Raw genomic sequence first — 19908 nt, forward strand, 5'->3', positions numbered from 1 at the left:
CAGAATTGTCGCATGCGTAGCTTGCTCATTTTGTTGGCGTTTTTGTGTTGTGGCCCCTCGTGGGCGGCTCACGCCTATGCCCAATTTGGGGACATCAAATACCCCGCCAACTTTAAAAATTTTGATTACGCCAACCCACTTGCACCCAAGGGCGGCGAGTTGGTGTTGGTGCCGCCTTCACGCTTGTCTAGCTTTGACAAATACAACCCATTTACCCTCAAAGGCAATGCGGCCCCTGGTTTGTCTGCCTTGGTGTTTGAGACTTTACTCACCGGCACCTTGGACGAGCCAACCACCGCCTATGGCCTGTTGGCTGAGGACGTGGCCGTGTCCTTGGACCGCCGATCAGTCACTTTCAAGCTGCGAGCGCAAGCCCGTTTCCACAATGGCGATGGGGTGATGGCAGAGGATGTGAAGTATTCGTTTGAGCAACTGATCAGCAAACAGGCTGCGCCGCAGTTCAGAACGCTGTATGCAGAAGTGGCGGCTGTGACGGTGTTGGATCCTCGGACCGTGCGCTTTGACTTTAAACGTGTGAATCCAGAGTTGCCCTTGATTGTGGGTGGCATGCCTGTGTTCAGCCGCCATTGGGGACAAGAGGAGGGGCGAACCAAGCCTTTTGACAAAATCGTCACAGATCTCCCGATTGGCAGCGGCCCCTACAAGGTCGGCCGTGTGGTGTTTGGCCGCGATGTGAGCTATGAGCGCGATAACAACTATTGGGCGCGCGATCTCAATGTTCGCAAAGGCTTGTTCAACTTTGATCGCATCACCTACCGTCTCTACAAAGACAGCACCGCGCAACTCGAGGGCTTCAAAGCAGGTGAATTTGATTTGGTGCAATCTTTTATTGCGCGTGAATGGGCAAGGGGGTTCACGGGTAAGCAGTTTGTGAGCCGTGAGTTGTTGAAAAGCGAATTCAAACATGGCAATGCGGGTGACTTCCAGGGCTTTATGTTCAACACCCGTTTGCCAAAGTTCAAGGACGCCCGTGTGCGTGAGGCGATTGGCTTGGCGATGGATTACGAATGGATGAACCGCCAGTTGTTCTACGGCGCTTATCAACGCGTGCGCGGCTACTTTGTTGCCAGTGACTTTGAAGCCACAGGTATGCCCGATGCGGCCGAGCTGGCCTTGCTCAACCCTCTGCGAGACAAACTTTCTCCTCAAATTTTTAAAGATGCCGTGCCGCTGCCACCTCGTACATCGCTGGACCCCAAGTCTGGCGAAACCTTGCGTGACCATTTGCGCCGCGCCAAAGCATTGCTGGCGGAAGCCGGCTGGACATACCGAGATGGCGCTTTGCGTAATGCAAAGGGCGAGCCCTTCATGGTGGAGTTTTTAGACAACTCGGGCGCGATGGGCCGTGTCATTACCCCCTACACCAAGAACTTGGAGAAACTGGGCTTTCAGGTGAACTACAAAGTCATTGACTTTGCGATCCTGCAAAAACGCTTGGATGTGTTTGATTTTGAAATCATCAGCAACCGCATTGTGGGCAGCGAGTCGCCGGGAACTGAGCTCATGGAGCGCTTTGGCTCCAAGGCCGCCAGCACAGAGGGCTCGGGTAACTTCATTGGCATCCAAGACCCTGCGGTCGATGCCCTGTTAGACAACGTTATTTCTGCCAAAACGCGGCCCCAACTCATCACAGCGGTGCGCGCCTTAGACCGCGTGCTTCGCCACGGCCACTACAGCGTGCCGCATTGGTACGGGGGTGTACACCGCGTGGCCTGGCGCAATGGCAGGTTTGAGAAACCCGCAGTCACCCCGCGCTACTACCAACCCGAAACATGGGCCTCGTCCACATGGTGGGCCACCATTGACAACCGGGCCACCTTGGCCGCAACCAAAAGAGCGGAGCGTGCACCATGAGTTCGTACATTCTGAAGCGTTTGCTGTTGATGATTCCAACTTTGTTTGGTGTGTTGCTGATGACGTTTGTGGTCATCCAGTTTGTGCCTGGTGGACCGGTAGAACAAATGGTCTCTCAACTGCAAGGCAGAGACAGTGGGGGTGAGGGCGCAGCTGTGGCCGGTGCCGGCTACCGGGGACGCCAAGGGGTGGATGCAGCGCGCATCGAGGAAATTCGGCAACAGTATGGCTTTGACAAACCGCCCACAGAGCGCTTTTGGCAAATGCTCCAACAGTTTGCAGTGTTTGATTTGGGTAAGAGCTTTTTTTATCCCAAAACTGTGTGGGAACTGGTGAAAGAAAAATTACCCGTTTCCATCAGCTTGGGCTTGTGGACTTTTTTGCTTAGTTACCTGATTTCAATTCCGCTGGGCGTCGCCAAGGCCGTGCGTGCAGGATCCACTTTTGATTGGGTCAGCAGTTTGTTGGTGTTGATGGGTTTTGCCATTCCTGGCTTTGTGTTGGGCGTGGCCTTGTTGGTGGTGTTTGGCGGGCAATTGCAGTGGTTTCCGCTGCGTGGCTTGACCTCAGCCAACTGGGAACAGCTCACATGGGGAGCGCGCATCACCGACTATTTGTGGCACATCGTGTTGCCCGTCACATCGAGTGTGCTTGGGGCTTTTGCAGTCACCACCTTGCTCACCAAAAATGCCATGCTCGAAGAAATTCGCAAGCAATACGTGCTCACCGCTCGTGCCAAAGGTTTATCGGAACGCAGGGTGATTTGGAGTCATGTGTTTCGTAACGCATTGATTCCTTTGGTCACCGGATTTCCTGCGGCCTTCATTGGCGCGTTTTTCACAGGCTCACTTTTGATTGAAACATTGTTCTCACTCGATGGCCTCGGACTGTTGAGCTACGAAAGCGTCATGCGTCGTGACTACCCTGTGGTGATGGGGACTTTGTATTTGTTCACGCTGATTGGCTTGGTCACCAAGCTCATCAGCGACCTTTGCTATGTATGGGTGGACCCACGTGTCAAATTTGACTGAAGCCTCTTTGTCTCCTACCCAGCGTGCTTGGTTGCGCTTTAGGCACAACCGTTTGGGCTTTTATAGCTTGGTGTTGTTTGTGCTTTTTTTTGGCTTGAGTTTGTTGGCCGAAGTGCTGTGTAACGACAAGCCCTTGCTGGCTCGCTACAACGGTAGCTTTTACATGCCCATTTTGTTCAACCAGCCCGAGACAACTTTTGGGGGCGATTTTGACTCACCCACCGACTACCTCGACCCTTTCATCCAAGCCCAGTTTGACAAGTCTGGCAATTGGGCCGTGTATCCGCCCATTCCTTATCATCACGGCACGCTCAACTACTTTGCCAAAGCGCCCAACCCTGCACCGCCTTCTTGGGAAAACTGGCTAGGCACCGATGACCGAGGCCGTGATGTGTTGGCGCGATTGCTGTATGGCTTTCGCCTCTCGGTCTTGTTTGCGTTGGCACTGACCTTTTTTGGCACAGTGATTGGCATTTTGACGGGTGCCATTCAAGGTTTTTTGGGTGGCAAGACAGACCTCGCCATGCAACGTTTCATTGAGGTGTGGAGCGCTATGCCTGAGCTGTATTTGCTGATCATCTTCTCTGCGGTGTTTGACCCGAGCATCACCTTGTTGCTGGTCTTGCTGGGCCTGTTTGGTTGGATGGGTTTGTCTGACTATGTGCGGGCCGAGTTCTTACGCAACCGCCACCTTGATTACGTGCGTGCAGCGCGAGCGCTGGGTTTGTCGGATGCACAAATCATGTGGCGCCATGTCTTGCCCAACAGCTTGACGCCTGTGGTCACTTTTTTGCCGTTTCGCATGAGCGCGGCCATTCTCTCTTTGACCTCACTGGACTTTTTGGGATTGGGCGTGCCGCCTGGCACGCCCAGCTTGGGCGAGTTGTTGGCACAGGGTAAAAACAACATCGATGCGTGGTGGATTTCCTTGTCCACCTTTGCTGTGTTGGTTCTGACTTTGATGTTGCTGACCTTCATGGGGGATGCGCTGCGCGATGCCTTGGACCCCAGAAAGGCGCGCCCATGAGATTGCCCTTGCTGCAAGTGCGCGATTTGCGCATTGGTTTTCAAGCCGAAGATGTTGTCAAAGGCATCAGCTTCAATTTAGACCTTGGCGAAAAGCTGGCCTTGGTGGGTGAATCGGGTTCCGGCAAAAGCGTGACGGCACTGAGCTTTGTCAAGCTGCTCGAAGGTGCGCGTGTGTCGGGCCGCGTGCTGTGGACGCCTCAAGACTCAGAAACTTTAAAGCCAGAGGCCACCGATGCGCCGCAAACCTGGGATTTGGTCAAGCTCAACGAGCGACAACTGGTCAACATCCGAGGTCAAGACATTGCCTTTGTGTTTCAAGAGCCGATGACGGCTTTGAACCCCCTCATGATGGTGGGTGCGCAAATTGCAGAAGTCCTTGAAATCAAACGCGGCATGTCGCGTGAAGAGGCTTGGCATGAAGCCATCGAATTGCTCAAAATCACCGGCATCACCGAGCCTGTGCGTCGGGCCAGCACCTACCCCCATCAGTTGTCAGGCGGTCAACGCCAGCGTGTGATGATTGCCATGGCCTTGGCTTGTCGTCCACGTTTGTTAGTGGCTGATGAGCCCACCACTGCACTGGACGTGTCCTTGCGTGCACAGATTTTGGATTTGCTCAATGACTTGCAAAAACAATTTGGCATGGCTGTGTTGCTCATCACACACGACCTCAACACGGTGCGCCGTTTTGCCGACCAAGTGTTGGTCATGGAAAAAGGGGTCATCGTGGAGTCGGGTGCTGTTGATGTGGTGCTGTCCTATCCCAGCCATCCCTACACACAAAAGTTGATCGACAGCCAACCGCCGCGCCATGTGGTGGAGGCCAAAGCCAATTCGCCCGTGGTGATGCAAGCCAGATCACTGCGCGTGCGCTACCCCATCCGTCGCTCGGGTTGGCGTGGATGGTTCAAGGGCGACCACTTTGTGGCGGTGCAGGCCGCGAGTTTTGACTTGCGAGCCGGACAAACCTTGGGTGTGATTGGCGAATCGGGCTCGGGGAAAACCACCTTGGCTTTGGCTGCGCTCGGGTTGATGCCCTCTGAGGGCACGCTCACGATCGAAGGTGCTGCTTGGCAGGGCCATGCCGCCCATGATTTGCCACTGCGCCGCAAAGTTCAGGTGGTCTTTCAAGACCCGTTTTCTTCACTGTCACCGCGCATGAACGTGCAAGAACTGGTGTCAGAGGGCTTGACCCTGCACGCACCAGAATTGGATCACTTGGGCCGTTTGCGACGTATGTTGGTTACCTTGGCGGCGGTAGGTTTGACTGAAACTGAGTTTGCGGGTTTGCTACAGCGCTACCCCCACGAGTTTTCGGGTGGACAGAGACAGCGCTTGGCAATTGCAAGGGCCTTGGTCGTTGAGCCGCAGGTGTTGGTGTTGGATGAGCCCACCAGCGCCTTGGATGCCACCACCCAGTTGCAAGTGTTGCAACTTTTGCAAAAGCTCCAACGCGAGCGTGGATTGAGCTATTTGCTCATCACCCACGATGTCTCCGTGATCCGCGCCATGGCGCACCACGTGATGGTGATGCAAGCGGGTCAGGTGGTGGAGGCGGGCACGTTTGAGCAAGTGCTGAACAATCCGCAAGCGCCCTACACCAAGATTTTGCTAGGTGCAGCCTCCTAAAACTACATTTATCCTTTGATAATCAAGCATTTAAGCGCTACAATGTGCGCTTCACGACCAAACGGGCGGGTAATTACCGCTCGTTTTTTTTGGTCGATTGTTTTTTGAGTATCTCAATAAGAAGGCTTTTTCTCGACGTGAGTTTGCAGCAAACCGTAGAACAAACAGTGACCGGCTTAGGTTACGACCTGGTAGAGATCGAACGCTCCGCCGGAGGTCTCTTGCGCATCACGATCGACATGCCTTGGACGGCTGACACGCCCGTTCAGCCCATCAACGTGGAAGATTGCGAGCGCGTTACCCGCCAGCTGCAGTTTGCATTGGAAGTTGAGGGTGCTGAATACGCCCGTCTGGAAGTCTCTTCCCCTGGCATTGACCGCCCCTTGCGTCATCAAGCGGATTTTGAGCGCTTTGTGGGCGAAGAGGTTGACCTCACGCTCAAAGCGCCCATCGGTGCCGCTGCGGCCGGCCAAGTGGCGGCGAGTCGAAAAAAATTTCGTGGCACCTTAGAGCGCACCGACGATGGTGCTGGCTGGCAAATCACCTGGCGCGATGAGGTCAAGGCCAAGCCAGGTCAAAAAGTGAGCCCCAAAAGATTAGCCGAAATGCCAGTGCACGCGCTGGGTTTCACGCTGGACGAGCTGCGAGAAGCTCGACTGGCTCCGATTGTGGATTTCAAGGGCAAACAGCCCCGTTGAACTTAGGTAAGAGAAGGAGTATCTGATCATGAACCGCGAAATGTTGATGCTGGTCGAGGCAATCTCGCGCGAGAAAAACGTCGAACGCGATGTGGTGTTTGGCGCCGTCGAGTTGGCGTTGGCCCAGGCCACCAAAAAACTGTACCAAGGTGAAGTCGATATTCGTGTGGCGGTGGACCGCGACACAGGCGAGTACGAAACCTTCCGCCGTTGGTTGGTCGTGCCGGACGAGGCGGGTTTGCAAAACCCAGAAGCCGAAGAAATGTTGATGGACGCCCGCGAACGAGTGGCCGATGTCGAAGAGGGTGAATACATCGAAGAAGGCATTGAGTCTTTGCCGATCGGTCGTATCGGCGCCATGGCTGCCAAGCAAGTGATCTTGCAAAAGATCCGTGATGCCGAGCGAGAAATGTTGCTTAATGATTTCATGTCGCGTGGTGACAAGATTTTTGTGGGCACAGTCAAGCGCATGGACAAAGGCGATTTGATTGTCGAATCCGGTCGCGTGGAAGGCCGTTTGCGCCGCACCGAAATGATTCCCAAGGAAAACTTTCGCAGTGGTGACCGTGTGCGCGCCATGATCATGGATGTGGATCTCACCTTGCGCGGTGCACCCATCATTTTGTCGCGTTCGTCGCCAGAGTTCATGGTGGAGCTGTTCCGCCACGAAGTGCCAGAAATTGAACAAGGCATGCTCGAGATCAAATCCTGCGCCCGTGACGCTGGTTCTCGCGCCAAGATTGCTGTGATTTCACACGACAAACGTGTGGACCCCATCGGAACGTGCGTGGGTGTGCGTGGCACCCGCGTGAACGCTGTGACCACCGAGCTCGCTGGCGAGCGCGTGGACATCGTGCTGTGGAGTGAAGACCCAGCCCAGTTTGTCATTGGTGCTTTGGCGCCAGCCAACGTCAGCTCCATCGTGGTGGACGAAGAGCGTCACGCCATGGATGTGGTGGTAGACGAAGAAAATCTCGCCATTGCCATCGGTCGTGGTGGTCAAAACGTGCGCTTGGCGGCTGAGTTGACGGGCTGGAAAATCAACATCATGGATGCGGCTGAGTCTGCTCAAAAGCAGGCCGATGAAACCTTCAGCATTCGTGAATTGTTCATGGCCAAGTTGGACGTGGACCAAGAGGTGGCTGACATCTTGATTGAAGAGGGTTTCACCAGCCTCGAAGAAGTGGCCTATGTGCCCTTGCAAGAGATGTTGGAAATTGAAAGTTTTGACGAAGACACTGTCAACGAGTTGCGCACACGTGCCAAGGATGCGCTGCTCACCTTAGAAATTGCACGCGAAGAGAGTGTCGAAGAAGTTTCGCAAGATTTGCGCGACCTCGAAGGATTGAATGCGGAGTTCCTGCCACAGTTGGCTGAGAGCGGCATCCATACCCGTGACGATTTGGCCGACTTGGCCGTAGACGAGCTCACAGCCATCACCGGCCAAAGCGAAGAAGAGGCCAAAGCCCTGATCTTGAAGGCACGTGAACACTGGTTCACGGGTCAAGAGTAATGGTCATGGCGAGGAAGATCAGATATGTCCAGTACGACCGTAGCCGAGTTTGCCAGCGAACTCAAAAAAACAACCGACACCTTGCTTGATCAACTCAAGGCAGCCGGTGTCGCCAAATCTTCTGCCAGCGATGTGCTGACCGAAGCTGACAAGCAAATGCTTTTAAGCCATCTTCAAGCCAGCCACGGCACGGCTTCGCCCGAGCGCAAGAAAATCACGCTGGTCAAGAAATCGACCACCGAGATCAAACAAGCCGATGCCACTGGCAAAGCCCGCACCATCCAAGTGGAAGTGCGAAAAAAACGCACCTTCGTCAAACGCGATGAAGACGAGGGTGTCGACGTGCCAGTCACACCGGTCGCTGCGCCAGAGCCTGTTGCGCCACTGATTGACCATGCTGAGTTAGCCCGCCGTGAAGAAGAAGCGCGACGCCAAGCCGAGCTGATCCGTCGCCAAGAAGAAGAGCTGGTAGAAAAACGCCGCCTGCGAGAAGAACAAGAAGCCAAAGAGCAAGCCAAGCAAGACGCTGCCAAAGCCAAAGCATTGGCCGAAGCTGATGTGGTGGATCCAAGTGATGCGCCTCAAACCCAAGCGCAAGCCGCAAAGGCTGGGGTGGATCTCCAGGCCCAAGCTGCTCAGGCTGCCCGATTGGAGGCCGTTGAAGCCGCCCGTCTCGCAGCTGCTGCCGCCTCTAAAGCGCGGGCCGATGAAGACACGGCCCGAGCGGTGGATTTGGATGCGCGTCGCCGCAAAGCTTTGGCTGAAGCCGAAGCCATTCGCTTGATGATGAGCACGCCACAAAAGCAGATGGTGGCCAAAAAGGCAGAGCCCATTCCAGACCCCAAAGTCATCAAAGGCACTTTGCACAAGCCCGCGGGCACACCCGGTGCGGGAACCCGCACCACTGCGCCTGCTGCGCCTGGCACTGCCACGCCTGTCAACAAAGAAGTCAAAAGCGCCAAGTTGTCTTCCAGCTGGGCCGACGAACAAGCCAAAAAGAAAGCCATCAAAACCCGTGGCGATGCCAGCGGTGGCGTAGGCCGCAACAGCTGGCGTGGTGGCCCCAAAGGTCGTCGTGAACGTGACCGTGACGATGACCGCTCACCGCAAGCCGCTGTGGAAGCGCGTGTGCTGGAAGTCCACGTGCCCGAAACCATCACCGTGGGCGAATTGGCACACAAGATGGCCATCAAGGCCTCCGAGGTCATCAAGCAGTTGATGAAGCTTGGCCAAATGGCCACCATCAACCAGCCCTTGGACCAAGACACGGCCATGATCGTGGTGGAAGAGCTGGGGCACAAAGCTGTCGTGGCAGCCTTGGACGATCCAGAGGCCTTTACCGAAGAAGAATCATCGGGCCATCAAGCCGTGTCCATCACGCGTGCGCCTGTGGTCACGGTCATGGGCCACGTGGACCACGGTAAAACATCGTTGCTTGACTACATCCGTCGCGCCAAAGTCGCGTCGGGCGAAGCTGGTGGCATTACCCAACACATTGGCGCCTACCACGTCGAAACGCCGCGTGGCATGATTTCGTTCTTAGACACGCCTGGTCACGAGGCCTTCACAGCCATGCGTGCGCGCGGTGCCAAAGCCACCGACATCGTCATCTTGGTGGTGGCAGCCGACGACGGCGTGATGCCTCAAACCAAAGAAGCCATCAAGCATGCCAAAGCAGCGGGTGTGCCGATTGTGGTGGCGATCAACAAGATTGACAAACCAGGGGCAAATCCAGAGCGCGTCAAAGGCGAGCTGGTGTCTGAAGAAGTGGTGCCAGAAGAGTTCGGTGGTGATTCACCGTTCTGTGAAGTCTCAGCCAAAACCGGTACAGGCATTGATGCACTGCTTGAGCAAGTGCTCTTGCAAGCGGAAGTGCTCGAACTCAAAGCGCCTGTCGACGCCATGGCCAAGGGCTTGGTGATCGAAGCGCGTTTGGACAAAGGTCGCGGTCCTGTGGCCACGGTGCTGGTTCAGTCCGGTACCCTCCATGTGGGCGATGTGGTGTTGGGTGGTCAAACCTACGGCCGTGTCCGGGCGATGTTGGACGAGAACGGCAAAGCCATCAAATCGGCTGGCCCTTCCATCCCCGTGGAGATTCAAGGTTTGGTCGAAGTGCCGCAAGCGGGCGACGAATTCATGGTCATGACCGACGAGCGTCGTGCCCGCGAAATCGCCACCTACCGTGCAGGCAAGGTGCGCAACACCAAGTTGGCCAAGCAACAAGCGTCGAAGTTGGAGAACATGTTCTCCGACATGACGTCTGGTGAAGTCAAGCTCTTGCCCATCATCGTCAAAGCCGACGTGCAAGGCTCGCAAGAAGCTTTGGCCGCCTCGCTGCTCAAGTTGTCGACTGCTGAAGTCAAAGTTCAGTTGGTATATGCCGCCGTGGGTGGTATCAGCGAGAGTGACGTCAACTTGTCGATTGCCTCCAAGGCTGTGATCATTGGCTTCAATACACGTGCTGATGCAGGCGCGCGCAAGTTAGCCGAAAACAATGGCGTGGACATTCGTTACTACAACATCATTTATGACGCGGTGGACGAACTCAAAGCTGCCATGTCCGGCATGCTCACGCCAGACAAGAAAGAGGAAGTCATCGGTACCGCCGAGATTCGCCAAGTGCTGCGCGTCAGCAAGATTGGTGCGATCGCGGGTTGTATGGTCACCTCGGGCGTGGTCCGTCGTTCGGCCAAGTTGCGTTTGTTGCGCAACAACGTGGTCGTCTTCACCGGCGAACTAGACAGCTTGAAGCGTTTCAAAGACGATGCCAAAGAAATCAAAGAAAACTTCGAGTGCGGTTTGACCGTCAAGAACTACAACGACATCGTCGAAGGCGATGTGTTGGAATTCTTCGAGATCAAAGAAGTGGCACGTACGCTGTAAGGCGTGAGTGGCACTTTGAATAGACAAATCCAGCATGGCGCGTAAACCGACCAGCACCCCCAACCGCAGCTACCAAGTGGCTGACCAGATCCAACGCGATTTGGCAGACCTGATCGCGCGCGAGTTGAAAGACCCGCGCGTAGGGATGGTCACGCTACAAGGTGTGGAAGTGACGCCCGATTACGCCCATGCCAAAGTGCATTTCAGCGTGTTGAATGGCGACCCTGTGAAAACAGGGGAAGGCTTGAACCAAGCTGCGGGTTTTTTGCGCAATGGTTTGTTCAAGCGCTTACACATCCACACCGTGCCGACCTTGCATTTTGTCTACGACCGCACGCCCGAACATGCGTCCGACATGAATGCTTTGATTGCCAAGGCAGTCGCTTCCAAAGCGAAGGACGACTGAGATGATCGCCCCAGCCCAAAGCCCTCGTGTGCCACGCGCACGGGTGCAACGACGCCCTGTGCACGGTGTGTTGTTGCTAGACAAGCCCTTGGGTTTATCCAGCAACGATGCCTTGCAAAAAGCCAAGTGGCTGTTGCGTGCAGAAAAAGCGGGTCACACGGGCACGTTAGACCCTCTGGCCACGGGCGTGTTGCCTTTGTGTTTTGGCGCGGCCACCAAATTCAGTCAGCTTCATTTAGAAGCTGACAAAACCTATGAAACCACGGTTCGCTTAGGAATCAAAACCACCACGGCCGATGCCGAAGGCGAAGTGATTGAACAGCGTCCCGTCACTTGTACTGCCGGTCAAGTGGTCGAGGTGCTAGACCGTTTCATGGGTTCGCTGGCACAAGTGCCGCCCATGTACAGCGCCTTAAAAAAAGGCGGCAAAGCTTTGTACGAATATGCGCGCGCGGGACAAACCGTTGAGCGCGAAGCACGCCATGTGGTGATTCACGATCTAGAGTTGCTCGACATGCAGCTGGAGAGCGACGCGCCTTTTTTGCGTTTGCGTGTGTCGTGCAGCAAAGGCACTTACATCCGCACCTTGGGTGAAGACATTGCCGAGGCCTTGGGCTGTGGTGGCCATTTAAGCGCTTTGCGTCGGGTGGCGACGGGGCCTTTTGATGCGTCTGCTTGCGTGACTTTGGAAGACTTGACGGCGATGGACGAGCCCCAGCGCGAAGCCCGTTTAATGCCTGTGCAGTGCTTGCTGCCCGATCACACAACCGTCACGTTGGACAGCGAGAATTCAGGTCGATTCTTAAGCGGCGTGCGTCGTCGTGGTGATTGGCCTGATTTGGATCGCGTGTCTGTGTTTGGAGAAAACCCTGCGGCTTTGCTGGGCAGCGCCCATGTGAAAGCAGGAGAACTGATTCCGGGACGATTGTTGAGTCCCCTTGAAATTCAACAAATTTTGGAAAGATCGCCTGTCAACCAGCCCGTGCTGGCTCAGCAGGCATAAACGAAGAGAGAAGCATGACTAAACAAATCCGTAACATCGCGATCATCGCCCACGTTGACCACGGTAAAACCACCATGGTTGACCAGCTGCTGCGCCAATCGGGTACCTTTGCTGAGCACGAAAAAGTGGTTGACACCGTGATGGACAACAACGCCATTGAACGCGAGCGTGGCATCACCATCTTGGCTAAAAACTGTGCGGTGAGCTGGGAAGGCACACACATCAACATCGTTGACACCCCTGGCCACGCGGACTTTGGCGGCGAAGTGGAGCGTGCTTTGTCGATGGTGGACGGTGTGGTGTTGTTGATCGACGCGCAAGAAGGCCCCATGCCTCAAACCCGTTTCGTGACCAAGAAAGCCTTGGCTTTGGGCTTGAAGCCCATCGTGGTCGTGAACAAAGTGGACAAGCCTGGTGCGAACCCAGACAAAGTGGTGAACGCTGCTTTTGATTTGTTCGACAAACTCGGCGCCACCGACGAGCAACTGGATTTCCCTGTGGTCTACGCCTCGGGCATCAACGGTTGGACGTCGATGGAAGAAGGCGCACCGGGTGAGCAGTGGGGTCCCGACATGTCGGCCCTCTTCAACACCGTATTGAAGCACGTGCCACCTCAACAAGGCGACCCAGCAGCACCTTTGCAATTGCAAATTTCCGCACTCGACTTCTCGACCTTTGTGGGTCGTATCGGCGTAGGCCGCATCAGCCAAGGCACCGTCAAGCCGATGATGGATGTCATGGTGATGGAAGGCCCAGATGGCACGGCCATCAAAGGTCGTGTCAACCAAGTGTTGAAGTTCCAAGGCTTAGACCGCGTGCAAGCCACTGAAGCTGGTCCTGGTGACATCGTGTTGATCAACGGCATTGCTGATCTCAATATTGGCGTGACCGTGACAGACCCGATCAATCCAGCACCGCTGCCGATGCTCAAGATTGACGAGCCCACCTTGACCATGAACTTTTGCGTCAACACCAGCCCCCTGGCCGGTCGTGAAGGCAAGTACGTCACCAGCCGTCAAATCTGGGACCGTCTGCAAAAAGAACTGCAGCACAACGTGGCTTTGCGCGTCAAAGAAACCGACGAAGAGGGTGTGTTTGACGTCGCTGGGCGCGGTGAATTGCACCTGACGATTTTGTTGGAAAACATGCGGCGTGAAGGCTATGAGTTGGCTGTGTCTAAGCCTCGCGTGGTTTACCGTGATGTGAATGGCGAGCGCCATGAGCCTATCGAATTGGTCACCGCAGACATCGAAGAAACCCATCAGGGCGGTGTGATGCAAGCCTTGGGCGAGCGCAAAGGCGAACTCGTCAACATGGAACCCGATGGCCGTGGCCGCGTGCGTTTGGAATACCGTATTCCTGCGCGTGGTTTGATTGGCTTCACCAACGAGTTCTTGAACTTGACCCGTGGTTCAGGTTTGATCTCCAACATCTTTGACAGCTATGAGCTGCACAAAGGTGAAATCGGTGGCCGTAAAAACGGTGTGTTGATCTCGATGGACGATGGTGAAATTTTCACCTACGCTTTGGGCAAGTTGGACGACCGTGGACGTATGTTTGTCAAGGCGAATGACCCTGTTTACGAAGGCATGATTGTGGGTATCCACAGCCGTGACAACGACTTGGTGGTCAACGCCACACGTACCAAGCAGCTGACCAACTTCCGCGTGTCTGGCAAAGAAGACGCGATCAAGATCACGCCGCCGATTGACCTCACACTCGAATACGGTGTGGAATTCATCGAAGACGACGAGCTGGTCGAAATCACGCCCAAGAGCGTGCGTCTGCGTAAGCGCTTTTTGAAAGAGCACGAGCGCAAGCGCAACAAGTAATTCACTTGTTTTGCTCAAAAAGCCGAGGTCTGCCTCGGCTTTTTTATGTCGCGATTGAATTGAAGAAAATACGGTTTTATGGAGGAGCATTCATGTCCACTTACACCACCGATGTTCATGCGCAACGTGTCGGCCATTTAGGTTTGATCACGCTCAACCGTCCCAAGGCCTTGAATGCCTTGTCACTGGCCATGGTGCGTGAGTTGAGCCTCGTCTTGCAAGCATGGCAAGACGATGCGCAGGTGCTGGCGGTGGTGGTGCGCGGCAGCAACAAAGAAGGCCCGTTTGGAGCGTTTTGTGCGGGCGGTGACATTCGCTATTTCCACCAAGCGGCGCTCAGCGGCGATGTGACCTTGGAGGATTTCTTCACCGAGGAGTACAGCCTCAACCATTTGATTCAACACTACGCCAAGCCCTACATCGCGTTGATGGATGGCATTGTCATGGGCGGCGGCATGGGCATCAGCCAAGGTGCTGCCTTGCGGGTGGTCACCGAGCGCACCAAGATGGCCATGCCTGAGACGCACATTGGTTTGTTCCCCGATGTAGGGGGCGGTTTTTTCTTAAGCCGTTGCCACGGGCCCAATTGCCCAGCCCACATGGGCGAGTATTTAGCGCTGACGGGCCATGTGTTGCGCGCTGGCGAATCGCTGCATGTGGGTTTGGCTGATGTGTGCGTCGATTCATCTGCCTTGCCTGCGATGTGGGACGCATTGTGTCAGCAAGACTGGGCCAGTGGTGAGGCTGTGGTGGCCTGGCTTCATCAACACGGCAAGGCGACCACAGAACAAGCGCTGGCCATCTCGCCTGCATGGCGCAGTGCGCCCACCGACACGGTGTTTGGTTTACCCACTGTGGCTGCAATCGAGCAAGCCTTGCAGGGCACAGATGACTGGTCGGTGCACACCTTGAAGGCTCTGCAGCTTCAGTCGCCCTTGATGTTGTGCGTCACGCTAGAGCAAATTCGTCGTGGTCGCCACATGACATTGGCTGACGCCTTGCGCATGGAGCGCGATTTGGTGCGTCATTGTTTTCAAACCGACCATCTGTCGCGTCGTGGTGTGCGCAGCGAGACGGTGGAGGGAATACGGGCATTGGCCGTGGACAAAGACCATGCACCCAAATGGCAACCCGCGTGCATTGCCGATGTCACGCCTGAGATGGTGCTGCCTTTTTTTGAAAGCCCTTGGCCTGCAGCGGCGCATCCTTTGCGCCATTTGAGCTGATGGAGCTGATGGAGCTGAACCGCGTTGGATGAATGCATCAGCGCTGCAGCGCTTGCAAACCCTGTTGAGTCATGTTTCAGCGCGGCAAGGTGTGCAGCGGAATGTCTTTGCTGCTGGCGAGCTTGTCCAACTGTGCGCGGGTTTGCGTGGCTAAAAACTGAGCAATGCCCTGGTGCGTGGTGCGCTTGTGCATTTGCAGCGCAGCTTGTTGGGCCAAGCCTGCCGCCTCACACAAACGTTGTGCAAAGTGCGGCTCGAGTGCCGCCACAGCCACTCGCCCGTTTTTGCAAGGGTAGACCTTGTAGCCAGCGTGTGCGCCGCCCACCTCGCCAGTGGACGTTGTGAGGCCCCATGTTCGGGGCAGTGCCACAAAGGCTGAGGCTTGGCTCAAAGCGACTTCATGAAACACCCCTTTGCCTTGTGATCGGCCAGGGCGTTGACGCAACAGCAACGCTTGTAAGACCGCCTCCGTCGCGAACAACGCGCCGCTCATGTCGGCATACAAGCTTGCAGGTACATCCAGGCCATTCACCAAACCAGCCTCGGCTTGATAGGTCAGATCATGCCCAGCCTCTTCAGCACGTTCCCCAAGCGCACCCACGATGCTCACCATACACAGGGCGGGGTAGCGCTTGTGTAGCGCTCGCCATGTCAAACCCAGCTTGACCAAAGCAGAAGGGCGAAAGGAGGTGATGAGCACATCGGTTTGCGCGAGTTGCTTGTGCAGGGCGGCTTGGCCGCGTTCTGACTTCAGTTCCGCCTGCAACACCTTCAAGCCCTGGTGCATTTCTTGATAGGCAGCAGGCTTGTAAATGCCCATGGGGTCTGCTGTGTGCTTGCCTGCAGCTGCGAGCGGTTCAAGCTTGGTGCATTTGGCGCCCATGGCCTTTAGCCGCATCACGGCGGCGGGGCCGGGCAGGTTCAGGGCAAGGGTGAGAACGCGCACCCCTTTGAGAGGGTTCGTGGCGGTGTCTAGAGTGGAAAGCATCCAGTGATTATGAGTTAGAATAGCTGAATCGGGGCGTAGCGCAGCCTGGTAGCGCATCTGGTTTGGGACCAGAGGGTCGTAGGTTCGAATCCTATCGCCCCGACCAAAAAAGCAAAAAAGGCCTCGAATTTCGGGGCCTTTTTTCATTTCTGTCCGTAGCTCAGTTGGATAGAGCAACAACCTTCTAAGTTGTGGGTCACAGGTTCGATTCCTGTCGGACAGGCCAATTTTTTCAAGCCGCTGCTCAGTTGAACAACCAATCCGGGTTCAACACCACATAGCAGTGCTTTTCGCCCAACAACTGGCCTGCAGGGCTCACACAAAAGTTGGCGCGGCGAAACTTCTTCTCATCCGTCAGCACATAGGATCGGTAGAGCTCTTGGCTCTTTTTGCCCGTCTTGTCTTTGGGGTGCAGCATCATCAAGCGTGTGGCGCCGCATTCGCCCATCTTGATGCATGCCTTTTCTGCCTTGTCATCCACATAAAACTCAATGTAGAGAGACCCTGGAAATTTTGTATTCGCTTTGGCCACTTTGATCATGCAGGGCATGTCTTGGGCGCGGGGAAGGCCCATGCGGTCAGCAAATGTGTTCATCTCGGCCAGCACGGTGTCGCGGTACTTGGCTGTGATGGTCTTGTGACAGACAAAGTAGTCGGCGTACGCATTGGTGAATGCCACAGGCGTGAAGGGGCGGTGGTTGACATCGAGCTTGATCACAGCCGAGTCGTACACGGCGCTGTAAGCAGGGGCTTGTGACTTTTTAGCTTCTTTGCCATGGCCACCGCCGTGGCCGTCGTCTTTTTTCTTTTCGTCTTTCTTGGGCTCGGCGCTATGACCGTCGTCCTTCTTCTCTTCCTTTTTAGCATCGTCTTTTTTTCCAGAGTCTTCCTTCTTAGGCGGCTCTGGAGGCGCAGGAAACGGTGCTTTGGCGACAGGCTCGGGTTCCTCAAACTTAGGTTTGGCCACTCGCTTGTACACGTTGCCACGGCGACCTAGTTCTCCAGCCTCTTCCACATAGATGATTTTGGGCTCCTCTTTGACTTCTGCCTTTTTGGGAGGGTCGCTGGCCCACGCTGACGCGCCAAATAGGTTTGTCAGAACAAGCGTGAACGCAAAGAATGTGGAAATAGAAAAACGCATATCCCTACAAGATCGGCTTTTCAAGGTGGGGCTTTAGCACCGAGAGGCAAAAAGGCTTTACTGAACGGTGTAACAGGTGGTGTCGGTGTGCAGCTTGCCTTTGTCGGTCACGCATTGCTGCGAAATCAGCTTACGAGACATGTCTGACAAAAAGTAAGACCGATACAACACGGTGTCTTTGGGAATCAAGCTGATGCTGCGAAACACGGGGCATTGCTCATTGCGCACACAGGCGTTCAGACGTTGCTCATTCACGTACAGATGAATGTTGATGCGCCCGGGCGTCAGGCTTTTGTCGGTGCCAATGCTCACCACGCAAGCATCGCCTTTGACGAAAGGCAGGTCGACCAATTCGGCAAAGTAGTTCATCTCAGCCACCACAAGCTCGCGAAACCACGGCGCAACGATGCCCTTGCAATCGAAGTAGTCCAGCTTGGTGGTGTGAACCAAGATCTCTGTGTAAGGACGATTTTTCGGGCCCAGCAGCAGCATGGGTTCAGTCCCTGACTGCGGCGGTCGGGCCAGTAAGGCGCGTGATGCAGCGGGTTTGTCTTGCGCAAGCACGCCTGTCCAAACACTCAAGAGCAGGCAGGTCAACAGAAAAAACTTTTTAAACATGACGAGCTACCAATCGGTTACAACAAGGTCAACTTTATCAGTTTGTTTTGTAAGCCTAGAGGTAGGTATCAAGTAAAGCTCAATCAGGTCGATCAAAGGGGCAACATGAAAAAAAATAAAGTTTTTCTACTTGAACTGCTTTTGCTCGCCAGTCTTTTGGGATGTGGTGGTGGTGGGGGCGGTGGATCTGCGGGTGGTGACAAGGCGGAAAAGCTTGCGCCCTTGGGCGTCGCTTTGACTTCCTATGCCAATAAAAACAGCATTGCCTTGGATGTGCCCCAAATTCCCAACATCACGACAACGTCGCCGTCTGGCAGCTCTGTGGCAGAGTCACTCACCTTTGGTGATTTTTTTCAAGAAGGAAGCTATGCGGCTTTCGTGGCCGTGAGTCAGTCTGGTGGCAGTGCCAAGGCATACTTTTTAAAGAAAAATGCAAACGGTGTTTGGGAAGATGCCAGCGCCTCCTTGCTGTCAGACAGATCTGTCTGTACCACCGTGGTTCAAGCGATCACAGCCGATTTGAATGGTGATGGCAAACCCGACGTGTATGTGGTGTGTGGTGGCGCCAGCGCTGGGGCTTTTAAGCAAGTGCTCTTCATGAGCCAAGCCAATGCATCGACTTATGTGCGACAAGAAACGAGCTTTACTCTGCAGCAGGCTTGGGGGGCGACGGCCGGTGATATCGATGGCGATGGCGATGTGGATTTGGTCGTTTCTGACAATGGACAGGCCATTGCTTTGATGAACGATGGCCGGGGCTTGGGTGCTGCGAGCTTGAGCAAAGATACCAGCCGAATTCCCAGTTCAGATGGCGTCAATACCTTCCCCACGTCACATCGCAAAGTATTTTTATTGCCCAGAACCAATGCCAAACCTGATTTGGTCATTGGTGGCAGTGGTGCTGTATTGAACACCACGATGGTCTATCTGAAAAACAATGGCTCAGGTTTTTACTATTTGAATCATTCAACAGGCGTCTCGAATGTGTTTGAGAGTCGCTTGTCCAATGGCATCAGCGCACAGTTGTACGACGTGATAGAAACAGAGACGTACTTGTATGTGTTGACCAAAAATGTGCCATTGGAGAGCGCTGCTTCTGCCACCAGCATGAGCGTCTTACGCTATGAGCTGCCAGCAAGAAACCAACCCGCATCTCAACTGAACCTGATCAACATGAACGGCACAGAATTGGCCTTGCCAGCCAATCCTTATTCACCGTTGGGTGGCTATGTGTCGCAAATGAAGCCGAACCGTCAAGGCGCTTTTGTTGCTTTTGATGCAGCGTGCTTTTCAAGTGAAACGCGCTGTGCTTTCAGCGTCACACCTTAACGTTTTTCGTACTGAGCTGCGCCAAACAACACCTCTTTGGCCTGGTTGTCGTACAAAGGCTTGCGCAAATCAGCCAACACCTGAACCCCGCGCTGAACAGCGGGACGAGCGGCAATCAAATCAAACCACGCTTTGAGGTGAGGGTAGTCGGCCCAATCAATTCCCTGGTTTTGCCAGCTGCGTAGCCACGGGAAGATGGCAATGTCGGCGATGCTGTAGCTGCTGCCTGCGATGAACTTGGTTGATTGCAGTTGCCTGTCCATCACGCCGTACAAACGTTTGGCTTCGTTGGTGTAGCGGTTGTAGGCATATTCCACCTTCTCTGGCGCATAGATGCGAAAGTGGTGTGCCTGACCCAGCATGGGGCCCACGCCACCCATTTGAAACATCAGCCATTGCAGCACGTCAAACTTGGCGCGGTCGCTCTTGGGCAAGAACTTGCCCGTCTTCGAGGCGAGGTACAACAAAATCGCGCCCGACTCAAACACGTTGATGGGTTTGCCGTCCGGCCCATGCGGATCCACAAGAGCTGGGATTTTGTTGTTGGGGCTGATCTTCAAAAATTCAGGTGTGAACTGGTCACCTTTGCCAATGTTGATGGGGTGTGCCAGCCAGTCACGGCCTAATCGCAAGCCACACTCCTCGAGCATGATGTGCACTTTGTGGCCGTTGGGCGTGGCCCATGAATAAACGTCAATCATTGGTAT

General features: G+C 54.9%; 16 protein-coding genes and 2 tRNA genes. 14 read left to right on the forward strand and 4 right to left on the reverse strand.

Annotated features, from left to right (window positions below; genetic code table 11):
- The first annotated feature begins 12 nt into the window (after window positions 1–12).
- The 11 genes from V7Q41_RS02385 to V7Q41_RS02435 all read left to right on the forward strand — a co-directional run bounded on the left by V7Q41_RS02385 (window position 13) and on the right by V7Q41_RS02435 (window position 15125).
- Window positions 13–1875, forward strand: coding sequence for an extracellular solute-binding protein (locus V7Q41_RS02385; protein WP_333842311.1), 1863 nt, complete (start codon window positions 13–15; stop codon window positions 1873–1875).
- Window positions 1872–2906: a microcin C ABC transporter permease YejB gene (locus tag V7Q41_RS02390; RefSeq protein WP_333842314.1), complete on the forward strand. Its 1035-nt coding sequence runs from the start codon at window positions 1872–1874 to the stop codon at window positions 2904–2906. Before V7Q41_RS02385 ends, V7Q41_RS02390 begins: the two co-directional genes overlap by 4 nt.
- Window positions 2872–3933: an ABC transporter permease gene (locus V7Q41_RS02395; protein WP_333842318.1), complete on the forward strand. Its 1062-nt coding sequence runs from the start codon at window positions 2872–2874 to the stop codon at window positions 3931–3933. The genes V7Q41_RS02390 and V7Q41_RS02395 overlap by 35 nt, the downstream gene beginning before the upstream one ends.
- Window positions 3930–5564: an ABC transporter ATP-binding protein gene (locus tag V7Q41_RS02400; protein ID WP_333842321.1), complete on the forward strand. Its 1635-nt coding sequence runs from the start codon at window positions 3930–3932 to the stop codon at window positions 5562–5564. Before V7Q41_RS02395 ends, V7Q41_RS02400 begins: the two co-directional genes overlap by 4 nt.
- A 137-nt stretch (window positions 5565–5701) precedes the next feature.
- Window positions 5702–6262, forward strand: coding sequence for a ribosome maturation factor RimP (gene rimP, locus V7Q41_RS02405; RefSeq protein ID WP_333842323.1), 561 nt, complete (start codon window positions 5702–5704; stop codon window positions 6260–6262).
- 28 nt (window positions 6263–6290) lie between these two features.
- Window positions 6291–7775, forward strand: coding sequence for a transcription termination factor NusA (gene nusA, locus V7Q41_RS02410; RefSeq protein ID WP_333842325.1), 1485 nt, complete (start codon window positions 6291–6293; stop codon window positions 7773–7775).
- 24 nt (window positions 7776–7799) lie between these two features.
- Window positions 7800–10658 carry a translation initiation factor IF-2 gene (gene infB, locus V7Q41_RS02415; protein WP_333842328.1) on the forward strand — a complete coding sequence of 953 codons (2859 nt, stop codon included), beginning with the start codon at window positions 7800–7802 and terminating at the stop codon, window positions 10656–10658.
- Window positions 10659–10692: 34 nt separating this feature from the next.
- Complete coding sequence (gene rbfA, locus V7Q41_RS02420; RefSeq protein ID WP_333842330.1) at window positions 10693–11064, forward strand: 30S ribosome-binding factor RbfA; 372 nt, start codon at window positions 10693–10695, stop codon at window positions 11062–11064.
- 1 nt (window position 11065) lies between these two features.
- Window positions 11066–12067: a tRNA pseudouridine(55) synthase TruB gene (truB, locus tag V7Q41_RS02425; RefSeq protein WP_333842332.1), complete on the forward strand. Its 1002-nt coding sequence runs from the start codon at window positions 11066–11068 to the stop codon at window positions 12065–12067.
- Between the two features lie 14 nt (window positions 12068–12081).
- Window positions 12082–13899, forward strand: a complete 1818-nt coding sequence (gene typA, locus V7Q41_RS02430) for a translational GTPase TypA (protein ID WP_333842334.1) — start codon at window positions 12082–12084, stop codon at window positions 13897–13899.
- Between the two features lie 92 nt (window positions 13900–13991).
- Window positions 13992–15125: an enoyl-CoA hydratase/isomerase family protein gene (locus V7Q41_RS02435; RefSeq protein ID WP_333842336.1), complete on the forward strand. Its 1134-nt coding sequence runs from the start codon at window positions 13992–13994 to the stop codon at window positions 15123–15125.
- A gap of 76 nt (window positions 15126–15201) precedes the next feature.
- On the opposite strand, the gene V7Q41_RS02440 is transcribed toward V7Q41_RS02435, so the two are convergent.
- Window positions 15202–16113: a CoA transferase gene (locus tag V7Q41_RS02440; RefSeq protein WP_333842337.1), complete on the reverse strand. Its 912-nt coding sequence runs from the start codon at window positions 16111–16113 to the stop codon at window positions 15202–15204.
- 29 nt (window positions 16114–16142) lie between these two features.
- Between V7Q41_RS02440 and V7Q41_RS02445 the strand changes: the two genes are divergently transcribed.
- Window positions 16143–16219 (forward strand) — tRNA-Pro (locus V7Q41_RS02445).
- A 43-nt stretch (window positions 16220–16262) separates the two neighbouring features.
- Window positions 16263–16339, forward strand: a tRNA-Arg gene (locus V7Q41_RS02450).
- An 18-nt stretch (window positions 16340–16357) separates the two neighbouring features.
- On the opposite strand, the gene V7Q41_RS02455 is transcribed toward V7Q41_RS02450, so the two are convergent.
- The gene (locus V7Q41_RS02455) at window positions 16358–17254 is read right to left on the reverse strand and encodes a hypothetical protein (RefSeq protein ID WP_333842339.1); all 897 of its coding nucleotides are present in this window, start codon (window positions 17252–17254) and stop codon (window positions 16358–16360) included.
- Between the two features lie 57 nt (window positions 17255–17311).
- Window positions 17312–17872, reverse strand: a complete 561-nt coding sequence (locus V7Q41_RS02460; RefSeq protein WP_333842342.1) for a hypothetical protein — start codon at window positions 17870–17872, stop codon at window positions 17312–17314.
- A 105-nt stretch (window positions 17873–17977) separates the two neighbouring features.
- Here V7Q41_RS02460 and V7Q41_RS02465 point away from each other — a divergent pair, with 105 nt between their 5' ends.
- A complete protein-coding gene (locus V7Q41_RS02465; RefSeq protein ID WP_333842345.1) occupies window positions 17978–19201 on the forward strand; it encodes an FG-GAP repeat domain-containing protein in 1224 nt (407 codons plus the stop codon).
- Here the strand turns inward: V7Q41_RS02465 and V7Q41_RS02470 are convergent.
- On the reverse strand, window positions 19198–19902 hold the full coding sequence (locus V7Q41_RS02470; protein WP_333842348.1) for a glutathione binding-like protein: 705 nt from the start codon (window positions 19900–19902) through the stop codon (window positions 19198–19200). The two genes, V7Q41_RS02465 and V7Q41_RS02470, sit on opposite strands and share 4 nt — an antisense overlap.
- Window positions 19903–19908: the final 6 nt, after the last annotated feature.

The sequence above is a fragment of the Limnohabitans sp. genome (genome assembly GCF_036804465.1).
In the GTDB taxonomy this organism is placed as follows: domain Bacteria; phylum Pseudomonadota; class Gammaproteobacteria; order Burkholderiales; family Burkholderiaceae_C; genus Limnohabitans.

Bases quoted from the DNA above. Each gene is read 5' to 3' on its own strand.
- V7Q41_RS02390 (WP_333842314.1), top strand. From the start codon at position 1,872: ATGAGTTCGTACATTCTGAAGCGTTTGCTGTTGATGATTCCAACTTTG.
- V7Q41_RS02465 (WP_333842345.1), top strand. From the start codon at position 17,978: ATGAAAAAAAATAAAGTTTTTCTACTTGAACTGCTTTTGCTCGCCAGT.
- truB (WP_333842332.1), top strand. From the start codon at position 11,066: ATGATCGCCCCAGCCCAAAGCCCTCGTGTGCCACGCGCACGGGTGCAA.
- rbfA (WP_333842330.1), top strand. From the start codon at position 10,693: ATGGCGCGTAAACCGACCAGCACCCCCAACCGCAGCTACCAAGTGGCT.
- V7Q41_RS02460 (WP_333842342.1), bottom strand. From the start codon at position 17,872: ATGTTTAAAAAGTTTTTTCTGTTGACCTGCCTGCTCTTGAGTGTTTGG.
- V7Q41_RS02435 (WP_333842336.1), top strand. From the start codon at position 13,992: ATGTCCACTTACACCACCGATGTTCATGCGCAACGTGTCGGCCATTTA.
- V7Q41_RS02455 (WP_333842339.1), bottom strand. From the start codon at position 17,254: ATGCGTTTTTCTATTTCCACATTCTTTGCGTTCACGCTTGTTCTGACA.
- typA (WP_333842334.1), top strand. From the start codon at position 12,082: ATGACTAAACAAATCCGTAACATCGCGATCATCGCCCACGTTGACCAC.
- V7Q41_RS02470 (WP_333842348.1), bottom strand. From the start codon at position 19,902: ATGATTGACGTTTATTCATGGGCCACGCCCAACGGCCACAAAGTGCAC.
- infB (WP_333842328.1), top strand. From the start codon at position 7,800: ATGTCCAGTACGACCGTAGCCGAGTTTGCCAGCGAACTCAAAAAAACA.
- V7Q41_RS02400 (WP_333842321.1), top strand. From the start codon at position 3,930: ATGAGATTGCCCTTGCTGCAAGTGCGCGATTTGCGCATTGGTTTTCAA.
- nusA (WP_333842325.1), top strand. From the start codon at position 6,291: ATGAACCGCGAAATGTTGATGCTGGTCGAGGCAATCTCGCGCGAGAAA.
- V7Q41_RS02385 (WP_333842311.1), top strand. From the start codon at position 13: ATGCGTAGCTTGCTCATTTTGTTGGCGTTTTTGTGTTGTGGCCCCTCG.
- V7Q41_RS02440 (WP_333842337.1), bottom strand. From the start codon at position 16,113: ATGCTTTCCACTCTAGACACCGCCACGAACCCTCTCAAAGGGGTGCGC.
- V7Q41_RS02395 (WP_333842318.1), top strand. From the start codon at position 2,872: ATGTATGGGTGGACCCACGTGTCAAATTTGACTGAAGCCTCTTTGTCT.